The following is a 13374-nucleotide window of genomic DNA, read 5'->3' as shown; positions in this document are numbered from 1 at the left end:
AAGCGACCCCAAGATTTCTGGCAACCCTGCCAATTTTGTGAGTGCTGCGCACTCAAGCGGGAGCAAGCTCCCTCGCCACAGGTTCTGTGTTTGCCCCACAGGGTTTGTGTGTGATGCATGGGATTTAGGTTGGCTGCACAAGTTGTGTGTTCACTGCATTTTGCTGTGTGATTTTGAATAAAAAAGAATTGGAGTTGTACCGATGAAAATGTTTGGCAGGACTCTGCTGACACTGTCCTTACTGGGCGCGATTGCCACGGCTGCCCAGGCCAATGACAAGGTACTGCGCGTCTATAACTGGTCGGATTACATCGCCCCGGACACGGTCAAGAAGTTCGAGGACGAGACCGGCATTCGCGTGACCTACGATGTGTTCGACAGCAATGAAACCCTTGAGGCACGCCTGCTCGCCGGCAAATCCGGCTACGACATCGTCGTGCCGTCCAACAGTTTCCTGGCCAAGCAGATCAAGGCCGGTGTCTATCAGGAACTGGACAAGTCGAAGCTGTCGAACTGGAAAAACCTCAACCCCGTGCTACTGAAAAACGCCTCCGCGAGCGACCCGGATAACGGCCACGCCTTCCCGTACATGTGGGGTTCGATCGGCATCGGCTTCCACCCGGCCAAGGTCAAGGAAGTGCTCGGCGCCAATGCACCGACCAACTCCTGGGACCTGCTGTTCAAACCGGAAAACGCGGAAAAGCTCAAAGCCTGCGGCATCAGTTTCCTCGACTCGCCAACGGAGATGCTCCCAGCCGCCTTGCACTACCTGGGTTACCCGGTGAACTCGCAGGACAAGGGTCAGATCGCTGAAGCTGAAGCGCTGTTCATGAAGATTCGCCCTTCGGTGGCGTATTTCCACTCGTCGAAATACATTTCCGACCTGGCTAACGGCAACATCTGCGTCGCGGTCGGTTACTCCGGTGATGTGCTGCAAGCCAAGGCTCGCGCTCAGGAAGCGGGCGACAAGGTGAAGATCGATTACAGCATTCCGAAAGAAGGTGCCGGCAGCTTCTACGACATGGTCGCCATCCCACGGGACGCGGCGAACGTCGAAAACGCGTACCTGTTCATGAATTTCCTGATGCGCCCGGACATCATCGCCGAGATCACCAACAACATCGGCTACAGCAATGCCAACGCAGCGGCCACGCCGTTGGTTGATGAGGCGATCCGCGATGATCCGGGGTCGTATCCGCCGCAAGACGTGATGGCGACGTTGTATGCCATTCCGGATATGCCGATCGGCGTTCAGCGGGTGATGACCCGGGGCTGGACGCGGGTGAAGCTCGGGAAGTAATTGCTCGCGCCCTTTGTAGGAGCGAGGCTTGCCCGCGAAGGCGGTGTGCCAGTCACCATCAATGTTGAATGTGATGGCCTCTTCGCGGGCAAGCCTCGCTCCTACAGGGACGTAGGCATGACATAAATATGTGGTTTTTACCCGTTTTCCGTTCACGCAGCGCCTTACCACCGCTGCACTCCTCTCTGACGAACGGCCTCACCTGGCTTCCTCGGTTCAGGTGAATTTGGGCGCCTCCTCGGGCGCCTTTTTTTATGAGGGGACGAGCGGCCATTCGGCCAGTGCCCGATACCGTCCCTTATGGGATTCAAACAAGACAAAGCAATCAGCCCGCAGGAAAAATTCGGGCGGCGTCGCAGACTCAGGCACCGGCACTCGATAATCACGCATCAGCGTCAGGTGCGGTCGAAACTCTTTCGGCGCCTCCTCAAAGGCGAACGGCAACATCGCCTGTTCCAGCGCATACACCAGACGCAGCAACTCCGGTGGTGCCTGCTCCGGCGCCAGTACCAGAACCCCTGCCCGGCGCCAGACATCCATTCGATCCAGCGCCAACCTCAGCGGCACGCCCGGCACGTGAACTTTTGCCGCCGCCGTGCAAATCTCGCCGATCTGCGCCACACCCACAGCCCCCAAAAACAACAACGTCAGGTGAAAGTTTTCCGCCGGCACCGGTCGCCCGCTGCGCAGCTCAAGTGCGCTGCGCCACTGGGCAATGGCCTTGCGTTGCTCCGGAGGGCAATTGAGGGCGAAAAACAGCCGTTTGGACGGCTCACGGGATTCGTCAGTCATGCCTGGCAGCTCCTGACATGCACGTTATAGTTGAACCAGCCGAATCGACGGGAGGGGGCCATGCGAACAATCATCAGCAAAGAGCCATGGTGGGCGATGCCACCGAAACCGGGTCAGGATGAGTCCGAGCTGGAGTGGGGCTGGCTGGTTCACTATAGCGAAGGTGAGCCGCGCTTCGAATTCGTGAGAGAGCGGCCGACGGACAGTGAGATCCGCAACCGCAAAAGTTGCAGGATCACCCCGTCGGCGGAGTGATCCTTTGGTTGGGATCAGGCCTTTACAATCACTTCGAAACCACCAAAGACCAGGCGCTGACCATCGAAGGGCATGGGATTGACGTCCGGCTGCATCCGCGGATCGTTCATGAGTTTGTCCATACCCGCATTACGGGTGGCCTTGTCGGGCCAAATGATCCAGCTGAACACCACGGTTTCGTCTTCCTTGAGTTTCACCGCCATGGGAAACGAGGTCACCTTCCCGTCCGGCACATCGTCGCCCCAGCATTCGGTGACGCTGAGCGCGCCGCTTTCCTTAAAAATGACGGCGGCGGTTTCGGCGTGTTTCTTGAATTTCTCGCGATTGGCGGTAGGTACGGCAGCGAGGAAGCCATCAACGTAGGACATGGTGTTTCTCCTTCGGCTATGGAACGTTCTGCTGGTTAGTCGATTCCGCAGGGCTCCAATCGACAGCGCCGTTGCTCGAACTGACCGACGGTATGTCGGCACTCCCCGCCAGGTTGCCCTCGATCTGCGCAGCCAGGTAGAACGTTCCCGCCATCACGCCGGTGGTCGGATTCTGCACCAGTTTCATCCAGGCTTTGTCGAACGTGTTGCCCAGGCTGCTGCGAATCAGCGCCTCGCTGTCCGGGCGGTCGGCGGCCTGAATCATCGCGCGGATTCCCGCCACCCCTACCGTAATCAATCCCCCCGCGAGTTTGCCGGCCGCCGCAGCCACGGCACTGGCTGCGCCTCGAGGGGCCATTTCGGCTTCCATCCGTCGACTGGCGCGCTTGGCCACCGGCGCCATCGCCGTGTCGGTCGACCCAACGCCTTTGTCACCGCCCGCCTTGTGAATCTTTTCGATCAACGCCGCGTAGGCCGGCAATGTGTTCAGCGGTTGGGTGCGTACGACCTGATACAGCGACGCATCGCGAGCAGATGGCGGGCCCAGGGCAATCGCGGGGATTTTCTGGATACGTCCGTTGAGCTGGGCCATCGGCACGCCGTGACGCTGGGAGATTTTCTGTAGCTCTTCCTGAACAATATCAACGTAGAAAGCCGTCGCCAGGCCGAGAATCGCGTCGGGATCGATCTCCACCGCGACCGGCGCCAGCACGCGCTTCTGGTATTGCTCCAGCAGGTAGGCCGCCAGGCGCTTGGCCGAGGCATCCTGTTCGCCCGCGGCGCTGAGGGAGTACCAGCTGACCTTCATCGATAGCCATTCCTGGGTCCAGTAACTGCTGAACCAGGGAATGAAGTTCTCTTCGGTCAGTTGGTAAACGCGGGTACGCCAGTAATCCATCGCACCGCGGGCGTAGATTTTGGTTTGCTCGGTGGCTGATTGGGAGGCCGCGACAATCTCCTGGTCCACTTGGCGCCAGGTACTGTCGGACACCACCACAATCGGCACCACCACCGGGGCACGCACGGGCGTGGCGCATCCCGCCAACACCACCATCACGGCGACGATCAGCGAACGCAGGTTCAAGATCGCGGTTTCCTACAGTGATCCCCGGACGGAATGTCCGGAACTCGAAAAGCCTATTTATTTGAGTATAGGTGGCGGTGTTTGTTCGCTTGAGATTGGGGGTGATTTTCAGGGCCTCATCGCGAACAGGCTCACTCCCACATTGGATCGCGGTGAACGCCACATTGTAGGAGTGAGCCTGCTCGCGATGAGGACCTCCAGAGCACCAAAAAATCCGCTATCAACGCCGTCGATACTCACCATCGCGATGATTGCCTTCCGCTCAAAAACCGCCAGGCGCAGGATCAACCCATCCCAAGGCAAAACCCCACACCGGAGGGGAAAATCATGTTGATCCATCTCCTGACCTGCCTGGCCCTGACGGCCATTACTCTGACTGTTTTTTCCTACATCGTCCTCGCCGAGGAGCGCAGATCATGATCCACGCCATTACCCTGTCCGTAAGCTTCCCGGTGTTCGGCAACAACTTCTATTCGCAGGAATTCGTCTCTCGCAAAGAGCTGTCGCTGGTGTTCGACAAAAAATTCGAGGCCTTGCTGATACCGGCAGCCGCGAACCACTTCAACAACGAAGTGGTCGGGCTCAATGATCAGTTCCGGTTTCTCAATGACGTCTTGGTTGAACATCTGCTGGAGATCGAATTGGCTCAAAGCGCGCCTCGGTCGTCCCGTGCGTTCACGTTCTAGGATGAAGCGGGCCGACGAACGGCCCGCACCTTGCCGCTGTTCCCACCGCCGCAGAAAAACCGGTCCGCACCGTCGGACTCAAGCCCTGACACGCCGACACCGGTTGGCAGCTTGAGGCTTTCCAGCACCTCGCCGGTGTTCGGGTCTACCCGCCGCAATTCACCTTCCTCTCCTTCCCATGTGCCGTGCCAGAGTGCGCCTTCCACCCAGGTCACGCCGGTGACGAAGCGGTTGGACTCGATCGTGCGAAGAATCTTGCCGGTGTCCGGGTCGATCTGATGGATCTTGCGCTCCCGATACTGCCCCACCCACAGCGTGCCTTCGGCCCAGGCAAGCCCTGAGTCGCCACCACCGCCGGGCGCAGGAATGGTGCCGAGAATTTGGCCGTTCGCAGGATCGATCTTCTGAATGCGATCCTCGGCGATCTGGAACAGGTGCTGTCCGTCAAAGGCTGTTCCCGCATGGGCGGCGACATCGATGGAACGCAGGGTCTTGCCGCTTACCGGGTCAAGGGCGTTGAGTTTTTCTCCGGAGGCGAACCAGACGTGCTGACCGTCATGGGTGACGCCATGCACGCTGTCGACGCCCGGAAAGGGTCCGTATTCGCGGATGATTTCGGCGGATGATTGCTTCATGGTTGCATCCTCTTCGTTGGGGGGTGGAATGGATCCTAGTCACCCGGCACCCAAGCTGTGAGTAACAAAGTCGTCGCGAATCCCGGCATCGGCGGCGTCATCCAGCGCCGCGCCCGCCCGCGGCCAAACGACTGCACTTTGCCGGTGGTTGCCAACACCTCGAGCGAACGCTGCACGGTGCGCTGACTGGCCTTCAGCGCCAAGGCGAGCGCCGAACTCGACCACGACTCGCCGTCCGCGAGGAAGGCGAGCAACGCCGCCTGCGGCTCTTCGACGGGCTGCGCCAGCACCACAACGTCGTCCGTAATCTGTGGTTGCAGCGCAAACCCGCGCTTCGTCGCACTGACACCGGCCAGAGGCTTCAGCGCCGTGCGAAGCCGTCCGATTTCGACGCGCAACCTTGCGCGATGGGATTCATCGGTGAGCTTCAAGCGAAAGGCGTGGGTGATCAGTGTTTCCCTCGCCACATCCGCAGGCCAGGCTTCGGCCAACGCCCGCAGGAGGGTAAACAACACCGGGCGTTTGGCCAGGGACACCGACATCCCGGAAGCGCGCACGCCGTATCGGCACGCGTCCACCACCAGGGATGTCGAACCGAGCAGCGCTTCAACGTCATCCAGCAACAGAGGGCGCTCTTCGCCACGGGCAATCAATCGCGCGGCGGGCGTGTTGAGGACATGAGCGGCGTGTTCAACCTCGGCGGTCAGTGCAGGAATGCCGGCGAGGAACGCCGCGCGTTCGGCCCTTTCCAGCGCAGACCGCGCCCGCCTTGTCTCGAGTCGCCGCACGGCGATCCCTGCCACCACCAGCTCATGAACGGCGCGTAATGCCGGCGGCAGTGGCGCGGGGTCGAGCTCGGCGAGTAACCCTTCGACCACATCAAGATGCCCGATCAACAACAGCCGTCGAATCTGCAAATACCGCGCATGGGCCGCATTCAGGCCATCGCCATGTGCCTCCAGTGTCACTCGTGCCGCTTCGAGCGCTTTCACTGGCCATCCGAGATCCCTTGAAGCCAGGGCGATTTCGGCCTCGGCGACCACGCATCGCGCGCGGGCCAAAGGTGCTTTCGGACCGAAGGCGCGGGCGGCACGGCGCACCAATTCCTTTGCTCGAACCAGATCGCCCAACTGCGCCATGGCGATACCGCGAAGCGCCAGTGCAGGTGCATCATCGCGCAAGGCAACCCGGTTCAGCGCACCGAGGGGATCACCCGCCGCGAGTGCGTGTGCTGCAGCGGTGATCAGCGAGTCCATTTGAATTGCGCCACAGGTGTCACTCCCACGGTTCGATGCCCGTTGATGAGTCTATCTCACGGCCACCAAACAGCCCGCTGGTTAAGCGCAATCCCTGTGGGAGTGAGCCTGCTCGCGATGGCGGTGTTTCAGTCGGTATCAATGTTGGCTGATACACCGCCATCGCGAGCAGGCTCACTCCCACATTGGGTTGCGCTGAGCCGACCCGCACGGTCATCGCGGGCGTTTAGTGTCCTGCACCCATTCACGCGGGCTGGTGCCGGTTTTACGCCGAAAAGCCCGGGCCAGCGCCGAGGGGCTTTCATAACCGACTTCATCGGCGATCAGCGCAATCGACTTGCCTTCACGCAAGCGTTTCTGCGCCAGGCTGATGCGCCAGCTCACCAGGTAATCGACCGGCGTCTGCCCCACCACCGAGCGGAAGTATTCGGCGAAACTGGCGCGGGACATGTTGGCCGCCGCCGACAGTTCGGCCACCGTCCAGGCCTTGCCGGGCGAGTCGTGCATCAGGCTCAAGGGGCGCGCCAGGCGCGGATCGGCGAGACCGGCCATCATGCCGGGCGTCTGATCGCGGCTGGTCAGAATGTGCCGCAACAACTGAATCACCAGCAGTTCGAACAGCCGGTCCATCATCGCTTCGCGACCACAGATGCCGCCGAACGCCTCGCTGAACAGCCAGTCCAGCGTGCCGGCCATGGTCGGGATGCTGTCGAGTTTGAGCACCAGGTATTCAGGCAACGCGGCGGCCAGGGCATTGCCCGCCCCACCGTCGAATTCCAGGGTGGCGCACACCAGTTGAGTGCCCGACGCTTCGCTGGCGAACAACCGATGACGATAAGGTCGCGGGAAAAAAATCAGCGTCGGCTCATTGAGATGCAGGTCGCGCTCATCGGCCAGTTTGAGCGTCAGTTCGCCGGCCTGAAGCAAATGCAGGTGCCCGGTGGCCTGCTCGCCATCAAACGCCGTGACGCCGCAAAAATCCCCACTGTGGAAGGTTCCGGCACTGATACCGAAATGCGTGAGCAAGGTGGACAAGCGATCCATGGAAAGACTCCCGGGGACAAATCTGGACGATCTGTCGCATATCGTCGACGATTTGCACCCTCAAGGCCAGCGTTGATCAATAGCATGGACCCCGTACCCAGCGCACACCGCGCTTGAATCGACGGAGCATCACCCATGAGCCGCATCACTACCCTGAGCCTTGAACACGCCACCGAAACCACCCGCCCGCTGCTGGAAGGCGTGCAGAAAAAAATCGGCTTCTTGCCCAACGTCTTCAAGACGCTGGCCCATGCCCCTGCCGTACTTGCAGCCTATCTGCAACAGTCGGTGGCCCTGGGCAAAACGTCCCTGACCGCCCCTGAGAAAGAAGCCATTTTTCTGGCCACTTCGCAGGTCAACGGTTGCGATTACTGCCTGGCGGCGCACACCCTGTTTGCCGGCAAGGCCGGGCTGTCCGCACAAGACATCCTCAGCGCTCGGCACGGCCAACTCAATGCTTTCGCCACGCTTGCACGGCAAATCACCGAAAGTCGCGGCCACCTGAGCAACGAGCAAATTGAAGCGGCGCGTGCAGCCGGGATCACCGACGCCAAGATCATCGAGGTGGTCGCCCACATTGCCTCGCAGACCCTGACCAACTACCTCAACAATCTGGCCCTGACCGAGATCGACTTTCCTGCAATCGACGCCTGAATCGGATCTCAAATCTGAGGAGTACACGCTATGAGCACTGTGACGCTTTACACCACTGACACCTGCCCTTATTGCCGCAATGCCAAGGCGCTGCTGGCCAGCAAAGGCATCGCCACCCGGGAAATCAACGTTCAGTCGGAGCCCGGCAAATTCCAGGAGATGCTCACCCGCAGCGGTCGTCGCAGCGTGCCGCAGATTTTCATCGGTGACGCCCATGTCGGAGGTTTCGACGACCTGGCCAAACTGGACCGTCAAGGTGCCTTGTTGTCCATGCTGGCCTGACGCTGTAATCCAAATGCCATTCCCTTCAGTCGGCAAGACTTCTATCAGCAATAGAAGTCTTGCCTCGTCGTTTTGCCACTATTCATTTAATTCCTGCTAGGTTGTACGATGACCGACGAGTCATTCATAACAACAAGGAAATACCCATGAAAAAAGTGAACGTGCTGATTGGTTTTCTGTGCCTGTTCAGTGGCTACGTGGCAGCAGCCCCCGCGCCGGGCGAGAAGGATGTCGCGGTCGCGGTGGACCATCTGACACAAGCCATGCTCAACAAGAACATCCCCGAACTGAAAGCGTTGACCGCTGAGAACCTTACCTACGGCCATTCCAGCGGGAAGGTTCAGGACAAGAAAGATTTTATCGCCGACATCGAAACGGGAAAGAGCGCCTTCAAAACCCTGGAAATGCAGAATCAGACCATCACCGTTTCGGGTGATGTAGCGTTGGTTCGGCACCATTTCTCAGCACAGGCGATCAAGGGCACCGAGGTCGTCCCGACTGAAATCGAGAACTTCCAGATTTGGCAAAAGAAGGCTGGCAAATGGTTGCTGGTAGGCCGGCAAGCCTTCCGCATCTGAACAATAAAAAATCCCGCCCAAGGTCACTTGAGCGGGATTTTTTCAGGCAGACCGCCTCATCGAGACAGCTCTGCCAACCTCTTAGGCCACAACCGGGATCATCGGATCCGCTGCCGCCAGCGCTGTTGCGCGGTCTGCCGCCGGCGGGTAGATCCACATCGTGTTGATCTGGGTCTTGAGCGACTTGCCTTCTTCCTTGACCAGTTTGACCTGGCGATCCCAACCCTCGGTGTAGACCGCGCCCCATGCCCCCAGATCCAGACAGGTAACGTACTTGGGCTGGCTGTACGCCTTCGGATCCACACCCAGGATTTGCGCAGCAACGTTGTTGCCGGCGTGACGCCCCAGAGAGATCGCGTGCTGGCACGTCATCAGGGCGTAGTTACCGATGTCATCCGAAGCGGCGTACGCCACATCGCCGGTGGCAAAAATGTCGTCCTGGCCGATGACTTTCAGATGCGCGTCGACGTGCAGGCGGCCGAGGTGATCGCGTTCGGCCGGGATCTGCTCGGTCAGCGAGCTTGCCCGTACCCCGGTGGTCCAGACCACGGTCTTGGCGTCGATGCGTTGACCATCGGCCAGGGTCACACCGTTTTCATCGACGGCCACCACCGAAGATTTCAAGCGCCATTGCACGCCCAGCTCAGTGCTGGCTTCGGCGATCGACTTGGCAATTTCGCTGCCCATGGACGCGCCGACTTTTTCACCGCGATCAACGATGATCACTTCAATGTCGGCCTTGTCACCGAGGATGGCCCGCAAGCGCGCCGGCATTTCAGTCGCCGTTTCAATCCCGGTGAAACCGCCACCCGCCACCACGACGGTGTTGCGGGCTTTGCTGGCTGGCAGGTTGGCCAAAGATTTCAGGTGGTTTTCCAGGCGTACGGCTTGTTCGATCTGGTCCACGTCGAAGGCATGCTTGGCCACGCCCGGAGTATTTGGCAGCGCAAGACCGCTGCCGGTGGCCAGAACGAGTTTGTCGTAGCTGCACACCTGTCTGGCACCCGACGCATCGGTGTAGCCGACGTGTTTTTGCGCCACATCGATGGTGTCTGCGGCACCCTTGATGAACTTCACACCCACGGCATCGAACAGGTCGCCGAGGGGTGCAGCGAGTTGATGAGCATTCGGTTCGTAGAAGCGCGGACGCACCCGCAGCTCGGCCTGAGGCGCCAGTACCGTGACTTCTACGTGGTTGTGATCATGGAGGTCCAACAGGCGCGTGGCGCTCAATGCCGTCCACATGCCGCCGAAACCCGCGCCGATTACCAGAATGTGCTGTTTCATTGTTTTAACTCCGAAGAAGACCAATTACTGAACCCGTCGCCGAGCTGACAACGGCGACTATAGTGATCCGAGTTACAAGAAGCAACGACCTTCTATCGATGGTTGCCATCACACATCCAGATACCCCTGACATCCAGATAAAAGCTCTTATCTATAAGCAGCTCAGGACAGAAACACGATTTAACCCAAGCCGATGGTTCGTTGCACCTCTAACCATCGGCTGGTAATATTGGCGACTCATTCAGTCGGAGATGACCATGTCTCTTTACAGCGCAGGCGTTGAATACGGCATTCACTGCCTGCTTTTTCTGGTAGGCGATTACGGCGACAGCCGTGAGGCAAGCGTGCGCGACCTCGCTGAGCTGCAAGGCGTGCCGCTGGATTACCTGGCGAAAATCTTCACCAAGCTGGCCAAGGCCAAACTGGTGGTGGCGACCGAGGGCGTGCGCGGCGGGTTCAAGCTTGCGCGGCCGGCGGACGAAATCAGCGTGCTGGATATCGTCAACGCCATCGATGGCCAGAAGCTGATCTTCGATTGCCGTGATGTCCGTGAGCGTTGTGCGCTGTTCGCAGGTTCTCCGCCGACGTGGGCGGTGGAAGGTCATTGCTCGGTGCACGCGGTGATGATGACTGCGCAACAACGCATGGAAGACGCTCTCGCCCAGCAGACCATTCTCGACCTGGCCCGAAGGGTCGGACGTAAAGCCCCGGCCGAGTTCGGCGCCCAGGTGGACAACTGGATCAATGATCGTCGGGAAAAGAAAACCGCGACCGGCACTCAGCCCGATGGCGAACAGATCATCCCTGTGACTGATATTTCCGACTGACGATTTGTCCGGGCCGCTCTATGATTAAGGCCCATGACGACCTCGACCCCGATCCGCTCACCCTGCCCGCCCGGCGCCTGCATCTGCGGGCGAGACCCGTTGCTGGAAACACCGGGCGCGGACGTGCGCATCCTGTTTCTGACCCGGCAGGAAGAAAAGCGTCTGCTCGATCGTCTGGAAAACCTGCAAAGCCTGGCTGACCTCGAACGCTTGCAAAACCGCATGTACGAACAATTGGGCATCCGCGTGGACATCGTCCCCAGCTTCAACGAAGTACGCACCATGCGCGGCATCGGCATCTCCCTCGGCGAATTGCCCGGTCTGTGTCGCAAGACCCGGCAGTCGATCCCGGCCGCGATTCGTCGCAGCCTGGAGAAGCGCCCGGAGATCGCCTTCGAGATCCTCAACGCCAATGACCTGTTGCGCGACGCCTGAGGTCAGCCCCATGAACCTCGTTCTCGAATTCCCCGTGACCGACGAAATACTGACGTCCTATGCGCTGGCAATCGGCGCTGACCTGCCGGGTTATCGCAATCACATTTATCGGGTGCTGAACTTCTACAGCGCGATCAGCGGCATTGAAGGCCTGCCATCCGAGGCCGTGCAAATCGCGGCGGCGTTTCATGATCTGGGCATCTGGACGGATGGCACCATCGATTACCTGGAACCCTCGGTGCGCCAGGCCACCGACTATCTGGCCAATCGGCAACTGTCACACTTGAACGAAGAAGTGACGGCGCTGATTCTGGAACACCACAAGGTGCGACCCTACGGTGCCGACCATGCGCTCAGCGTCGAGCCCTTCCGGCGTGCCGATGTCATTGATGTGTCCCTCGGGCTGCTGACGTTCGGCCTGCCACGGGCCTATATCAAAACCGTGAAATCGGCGCTGCCCAATCTTGGCTTTCACGGGATGCTGCTCAGACAAACCGCACGCCAATTCCTTCGCTCCCCGCTCAAGCCGCTGCCCATGTTTCGCTGGTGATACAGGTGCCGGCCACAACGTCGCCTGCTCCTTGAAAAAGCCCATTAACAGGATCAGCGGTCGTACGCACACGGCCGGGCGCTGCTATGCCTTCACAAGGGGCAAGAAGCTGTAGACACAGCGTCACCGTGGTCCCGGCGCCAACCCGGTGCGCACAGACAAACAGGTGCCAATCCGTAGCAGGAGGTGGCAAATGTTATTCATCGTCAGTTGGTCGATCAATTCGGACAACCGTAACAAGGCGATCGAGCGTTTTCTCAAGACCGGGGCCGTTCCACCCGCCGGCGTCAAGATGCTCGGGCGCTGGCATGCCGTCGGTGGTTCGAGCGGTTTTGGCGTAGCAGAAGCCAGTGATCTGGTGCTGATTCAGAAGTGGGTGCTGGAGTGGAACGACATCATGAAGATGGACGTCCAGGCGGCATTGACCGATGAGCAGATGGCGCCGCTGTTGGCCGGCACGGTCGGCAAGTAGCCGTCATCGGGCGGCGGGTACTGCTCGCCGCCTCTCGACCCTGAAACACGTTCATGTCTGACTGGAAATTTCTCGGGGCGAACCTACGCTCATCGCGAAGGATCCGGTTTCAGCCAGAGTTTCTTGCCTGGACTGGCCGGGCCGACCCTGCGCTGAACCCACGGAGTAGAAAGCATATGAACCTGTCGCAGAAACTGTTCATCGGCGCTGCACTTGCCAGCCTGTTGCTCGGCGGCTGCACCTCGAAAATCACCGAAAAAGACCAGTACTCAGGCTTCCTGTCCAACTACAACAACTTGCAGCAAGTCACTACCACCAGCGGCGAGACCGCCATGCGCTGGGTGAGTCCGTCGTGGAATCCGGATGCCTACAACACCGTCGCGTTCAACAAGCTGGAGCTGTACCCGGCGCCGCAGCCCAGCGAGCGGGTCAATCGGCAAACCCTGGATGAACTGCAGAACTACATGAGCAGCAAGGCCAAAGGTGTGCTGGGCCAGAAATACAAGGTTGTATCGAGCGCAAAAGCAGCGCCGGCCGGTGCGAAAACCCTGATCATGCGCTCGGCAATCACCGGGGTGAACGCCGAGAACGAAGGCATGAAATGGTATGAAGTGGTGCCTGTCGCGGCCGTGGTCGGTGGTGTTTCGGCGGCCAGCGGGCATCGGGATCAGGACACCACGTTGTTCATCGAGGCCGAGTTTATCGACGCGAGCAACAACCAGACCGTGGCCAAGGTTGTGCGCAAGGTGTTTGGCAGCACCCTGGAAAACGCCAGCCAGAAGATCACCGCCAAAGACTTCAAAGCAGCGATCGACAAACTGACCAGCGACTTGCAGGCGTTTATCCGTTAACGGCAACCTTGTAGCAGC

The 13374-nt window shown here is 59.7% G+C and carries 18 protein-coding genes; 11 read left to right on the top strand and 7 right to left on the bottom strand.

Going from position 1 to position 13374, the window contains the following annotated elements; genetic code table 11:
* The first annotated feature begins 202 nt into the window (after window positions 1-202).
* Window positions 203-1300: a polyamine ABC transporter substrate-binding protein gene (locus ACA070_RS11925; RefSeq protein ID WP_497451281.1), complete on the top strand. Its 1098-nt coding sequence runs from the start codon at window positions 203-205 to the stop codon at window positions 1298-1300.
* A gap of 252 nt (window positions 1301-1552) precedes the next feature.
* On the opposite strand, the gene thpR is transcribed toward ACA070_RS11925, so the two are convergent.
* The gene (thpR, locus tag ACA070_RS11920; protein ID WP_497451280.1) at window positions 1553-2092 is read right to left on the bottom strand and encodes an RNA 2',3'-cyclic phosphodiesterase; all 540 of its coding nucleotides are present in this window, start codon (window positions 2090-2092) and stop codon (window positions 1553-1555) included.
* A gap of 60 nt (window positions 2093-2152) precedes the next feature.
* Here thpR and ACA070_RS11915 point away from each other — a divergent pair, with 60 nt between their 5' ends.
* Complete coding sequence (locus tag ACA070_RS11915) at window positions 2153-2347, top strand: hypothetical protein (RefSeq protein WP_497451279.1); 195 nt, start codon at window positions 2153-2155, stop codon at window positions 2345-2347.
* Window positions 2348-2361: 14 nt separating this feature from the next.
* On the opposite strand, the gene ACA070_RS11910 is transcribed toward ACA070_RS11915, so the two are convergent.
* Window positions 2362-2715, bottom strand: a complete 354-nt coding sequence (locus tag ACA070_RS11910; protein WP_461958371.1) for a DUF1428 domain-containing protein — start codon at window positions 2713-2715, stop codon at window positions 2362-2364.
* Window positions 2716-2731: 16 nt separating this feature from the next.
* The gene (locus ACA070_RS11905) at window positions 2732-3799 is read right to left on the bottom strand and encodes a hypothetical protein (RefSeq protein WP_497451278.1); all 1068 of its coding nucleotides are present in this window, start codon (window positions 3797-3799) and stop codon (window positions 2732-2734) included.
* Between the two features lie 416 nt (window positions 3800-4215).
* Here ACA070_RS11905 and ACA070_RS11900 point away from each other — a divergent pair, with 416 nt between their 5' ends.
* The gene (locus ACA070_RS11900; RefSeq protein ID WP_462026744.1) at window positions 4216-4485 is read left to right on the top strand and encodes a hypothetical protein; all 270 of its coding nucleotides are present in this window, start codon (window positions 4216-4218) and stop codon (window positions 4483-4485) included.
* On the opposite strand, the gene ACA070_RS11895 is transcribed toward ACA070_RS11900, so the two are convergent.
* The 3 genes from ACA070_RS11895 to ACA070_RS11885 form a co-directional block, all read right to left on the bottom strand.
* Window positions 4482-5120 carry a Vgb family protein gene (locus ACA070_RS11895; protein ID WP_497451277.1) on the bottom strand — a complete coding sequence of 213 codons (639 nt, stop codon included), beginning with the start codon at window positions 5118-5120 and terminating at the stop codon, window positions 4482-4484. The genes ACA070_RS11900 and ACA070_RS11895 overlap by 4 nt on opposite strands.
* 35 nt (window positions 5121-5155) lie before the next feature.
* The gene (locus ACA070_RS11890) at window positions 5156-6376 is read right to left on the bottom strand and encodes a helix-turn-helix domain-containing protein (protein ID WP_497451276.1); all 1221 of its coding nucleotides are present in this window, start codon (window positions 6374-6376) and stop codon (window positions 5156-5158) included.
* A 213-nt stretch (window positions 6377-6589) separates the two neighbouring features.
* Window positions 6590-7420 (bottom strand): AraC family transcriptional regulator, encoded by an 831-nt coding sequence (locus tag ACA070_RS11885; RefSeq protein ID WP_497451275.1) that lies wholly within the window; start codon window positions 7418-7420, stop codon window positions 6590-6592.
* Between the two features lie 135 nt (window positions 7421-7555).
* On the opposite strand from ACA070_RS11885, the gene ACA070_RS11880 reads away from it, so the two are divergent.
* From ACA070_RS11880 to ACA070_RS11870, 3 genes are all read left to right on the top strand, one after another.
* A complete protein-coding gene (locus ACA070_RS11880) occupies window positions 7556-8074 on the top strand; it encodes a carboxymuconolactone decarboxylase family protein (RefSeq protein WP_497451274.1) in 519 nt (172 codons plus the stop codon).
* A 30-nt stretch (window positions 8075-8104) separates the two neighbouring features.
* Window positions 8105-8356 (top strand): glutaredoxin 3, encoded by a 252-nt coding sequence (gene grxC / locus ACA070_RS11875; protein ID WP_497451273.1) that lies wholly within the window; start codon window positions 8105-8107, stop codon window positions 8354-8356.
* Window positions 8357-8502: 146 nt separating this feature from the next.
* A complete protein-coding gene (locus tag ACA070_RS11870; RefSeq protein WP_497451272.1) occupies window positions 8503-8934 on the top strand; it encodes a nuclear transport factor 2 family protein in 432 nt (143 codons plus the stop codon).
* A gap of 81 nt (window positions 8935-9015) precedes the next feature.
* Here the strand turns inward: ACA070_RS11870 and ACA070_RS11865 are convergent, their stop codons facing one another.
* On the bottom strand, window positions 9016-10221 hold the full coding sequence (locus tag ACA070_RS11865; protein WP_497451271.1) for an NAD(P)/FAD-dependent oxidoreductase: 1206 nt from the start codon (window positions 10219-10221) through the stop codon (window positions 9016-9018).
* Window positions 10222-10478: 257 nt separating this feature from the next.
* Here ACA070_RS11865 and ACA070_RS11860 point away from each other — a divergent pair, with 257 nt between their 5' ends.
* From ACA070_RS11860 to ACA070_RS11840, 5 genes are all read left to right on the top strand, one after another.
* Window positions 10479-11048, top strand: a complete 570-nt coding sequence (locus tag ACA070_RS11860; RefSeq protein WP_497451270.1) for an RrF2 family transcriptional regulator — start codon at window positions 10479-10481, stop codon at window positions 11046-11048.
* 33 nt (window positions 11049-11081) lie between these two features.
* A complete protein-coding gene (locus ACA070_RS11855) occupies window positions 11082-11483 on the top strand; it encodes a hypothetical protein (protein WP_497451269.1) in 402 nt (133 codons plus the stop codon).
* Between the two features lie 10 nt (window positions 11484-11493).
* Window positions 11494-12033 carry an HD domain-containing protein gene (locus tag ACA070_RS11850; protein WP_497451268.1) on the top strand — a complete coding sequence of 180 codons (540 nt, stop codon included), beginning with the start codon at window positions 11494-11496 and terminating at the stop codon, window positions 12031-12033.
* A gap of 193 nt (window positions 12034-12226) precedes the next feature.
* On the top strand, window positions 12227-12505 hold the full coding sequence (locus tag ACA070_RS11845; protein ID WP_497451267.1) for a DUF3303 domain-containing protein: 279 nt from the start codon (window positions 12227-12229) through the stop codon (window positions 12503-12505).
* A 176-nt stretch (window positions 12506-12681) separates the two neighbouring features.
* Window positions 12682-13356, top strand: a complete 675-nt coding sequence (locus tag ACA070_RS11840) for a DUF3313 domain-containing protein (protein WP_497451266.1) — start codon at window positions 12682-12684, stop codon at window positions 13354-13356.
* Window positions 13357-13374 lie beyond the last annotated feature (18 nt).

This window comes from Pseudomonas sp. LBUM1678 (assembly GCF_059695575.1).
This window is presented reverse-complemented; position numbering and strand designations above follow the sequence as displayed.

Coding starts and splice junctions, on each gene's coding strand:
- ACA070_RS11925 (WP_497451281.1), top strand. CDS start 203: ATGAAAATGTTTGGCAGGACTCTGCTGACACTGTCCTTACTGGGCGCG.
- thpR (WP_497451280.1), bottom strand. CDS start 2,092: ATGACTGACGAATCCCGTGAGCCGTCCAAACGGCTGTTTTTCGCCCTC.
- ACA070_RS11915 (WP_497451279.1), top strand. CDS start 2,153: ATGCGAACAATCATCAGCAAAGAGCCATGGTGGGCGATGCCACCGAAA.
- ACA070_RS11910 (WP_461958371.1), bottom strand. CDS start 2,715: ATGTCCTACGTTGATGGCTTCCTCGCTGCCGTACCTACCGCCAATCGC.
- ACA070_RS11900 (WP_462026744.1), top strand. CDS start 4,216: ATGATCCACGCCATTACCCTGTCCGTAAGCTTCCCGGTGTTCGGCAAC.
- ACA070_RS11895 (WP_497451277.1), bottom strand. CDS start 5,120: ATGAAGCAATCATCCGCCGAAATCATCCGCGAATACGGACCCTTTCCG.
- ACA070_RS11890 (WP_497451276.1), bottom strand. CDS start 6,376: ATGGACTCGCTGATCACCGCTGCAGCACACGCACTCGCGGCGGGTGAT.
- ACA070_RS11885 (WP_497451275.1), bottom strand. CDS start 7,420: ATGGATCGCTTGTCCACCTTGCTCACGCATTTCGGTATCAGTGCCGGA.
- ACA070_RS11880 (WP_497451274.1), top strand. CDS start 7,556: ATGAGCCGCATCACTACCCTGAGCCTTGAACACGCCACCGAAACCACC.
- grxC (WP_497451273.1), top strand. CDS start 8,105: ATGAGCACTGTGACGCTTTACACCACTGACACCTGCCCTTATTGCCGC.
- ACA070_RS11870 (WP_497451272.1), top strand. CDS start 8,503: ATGAAAAAAGTGAACGTGCTGATTGGTTTTCTGTGCCTGTTCAGTGGC.
- ACA070_RS11865 (WP_497451271.1), bottom strand. CDS start 10,221: ATGAAACAGCACATTCTGGTAATCGGCGCGGGTTTCGGCGGCATGTGG.
- ACA070_RS11860 (WP_497451270.1), top strand. CDS start 10,479: ATGTCTCTTTACAGCGCAGGCGTTGAATACGGCATTCACTGCCTGCTT.
- ACA070_RS11855 (WP_497451269.1), top strand. CDS start 11,082: ATGACGACCTCGACCCCGATCCGCTCACCCTGCCCGCCCGGCGCCTGC.
- ACA070_RS11850 (WP_497451268.1), top strand. CDS start 11,494: ATGAACCTCGTTCTCGAATTCCCCGTGACCGACGAAATACTGACGTCC.
- ACA070_RS11845 (WP_497451267.1), top strand. CDS start 12,227: ATGTTATTCATCGTCAGTTGGTCGATCAATTCGGACAACCGTAACAAG.
- ACA070_RS11840 (WP_497451266.1), top strand. CDS start 12,682: ATGAACCTGTCGCAGAAACTGTTCATCGGCGCTGCACTTGCCAGCCTG.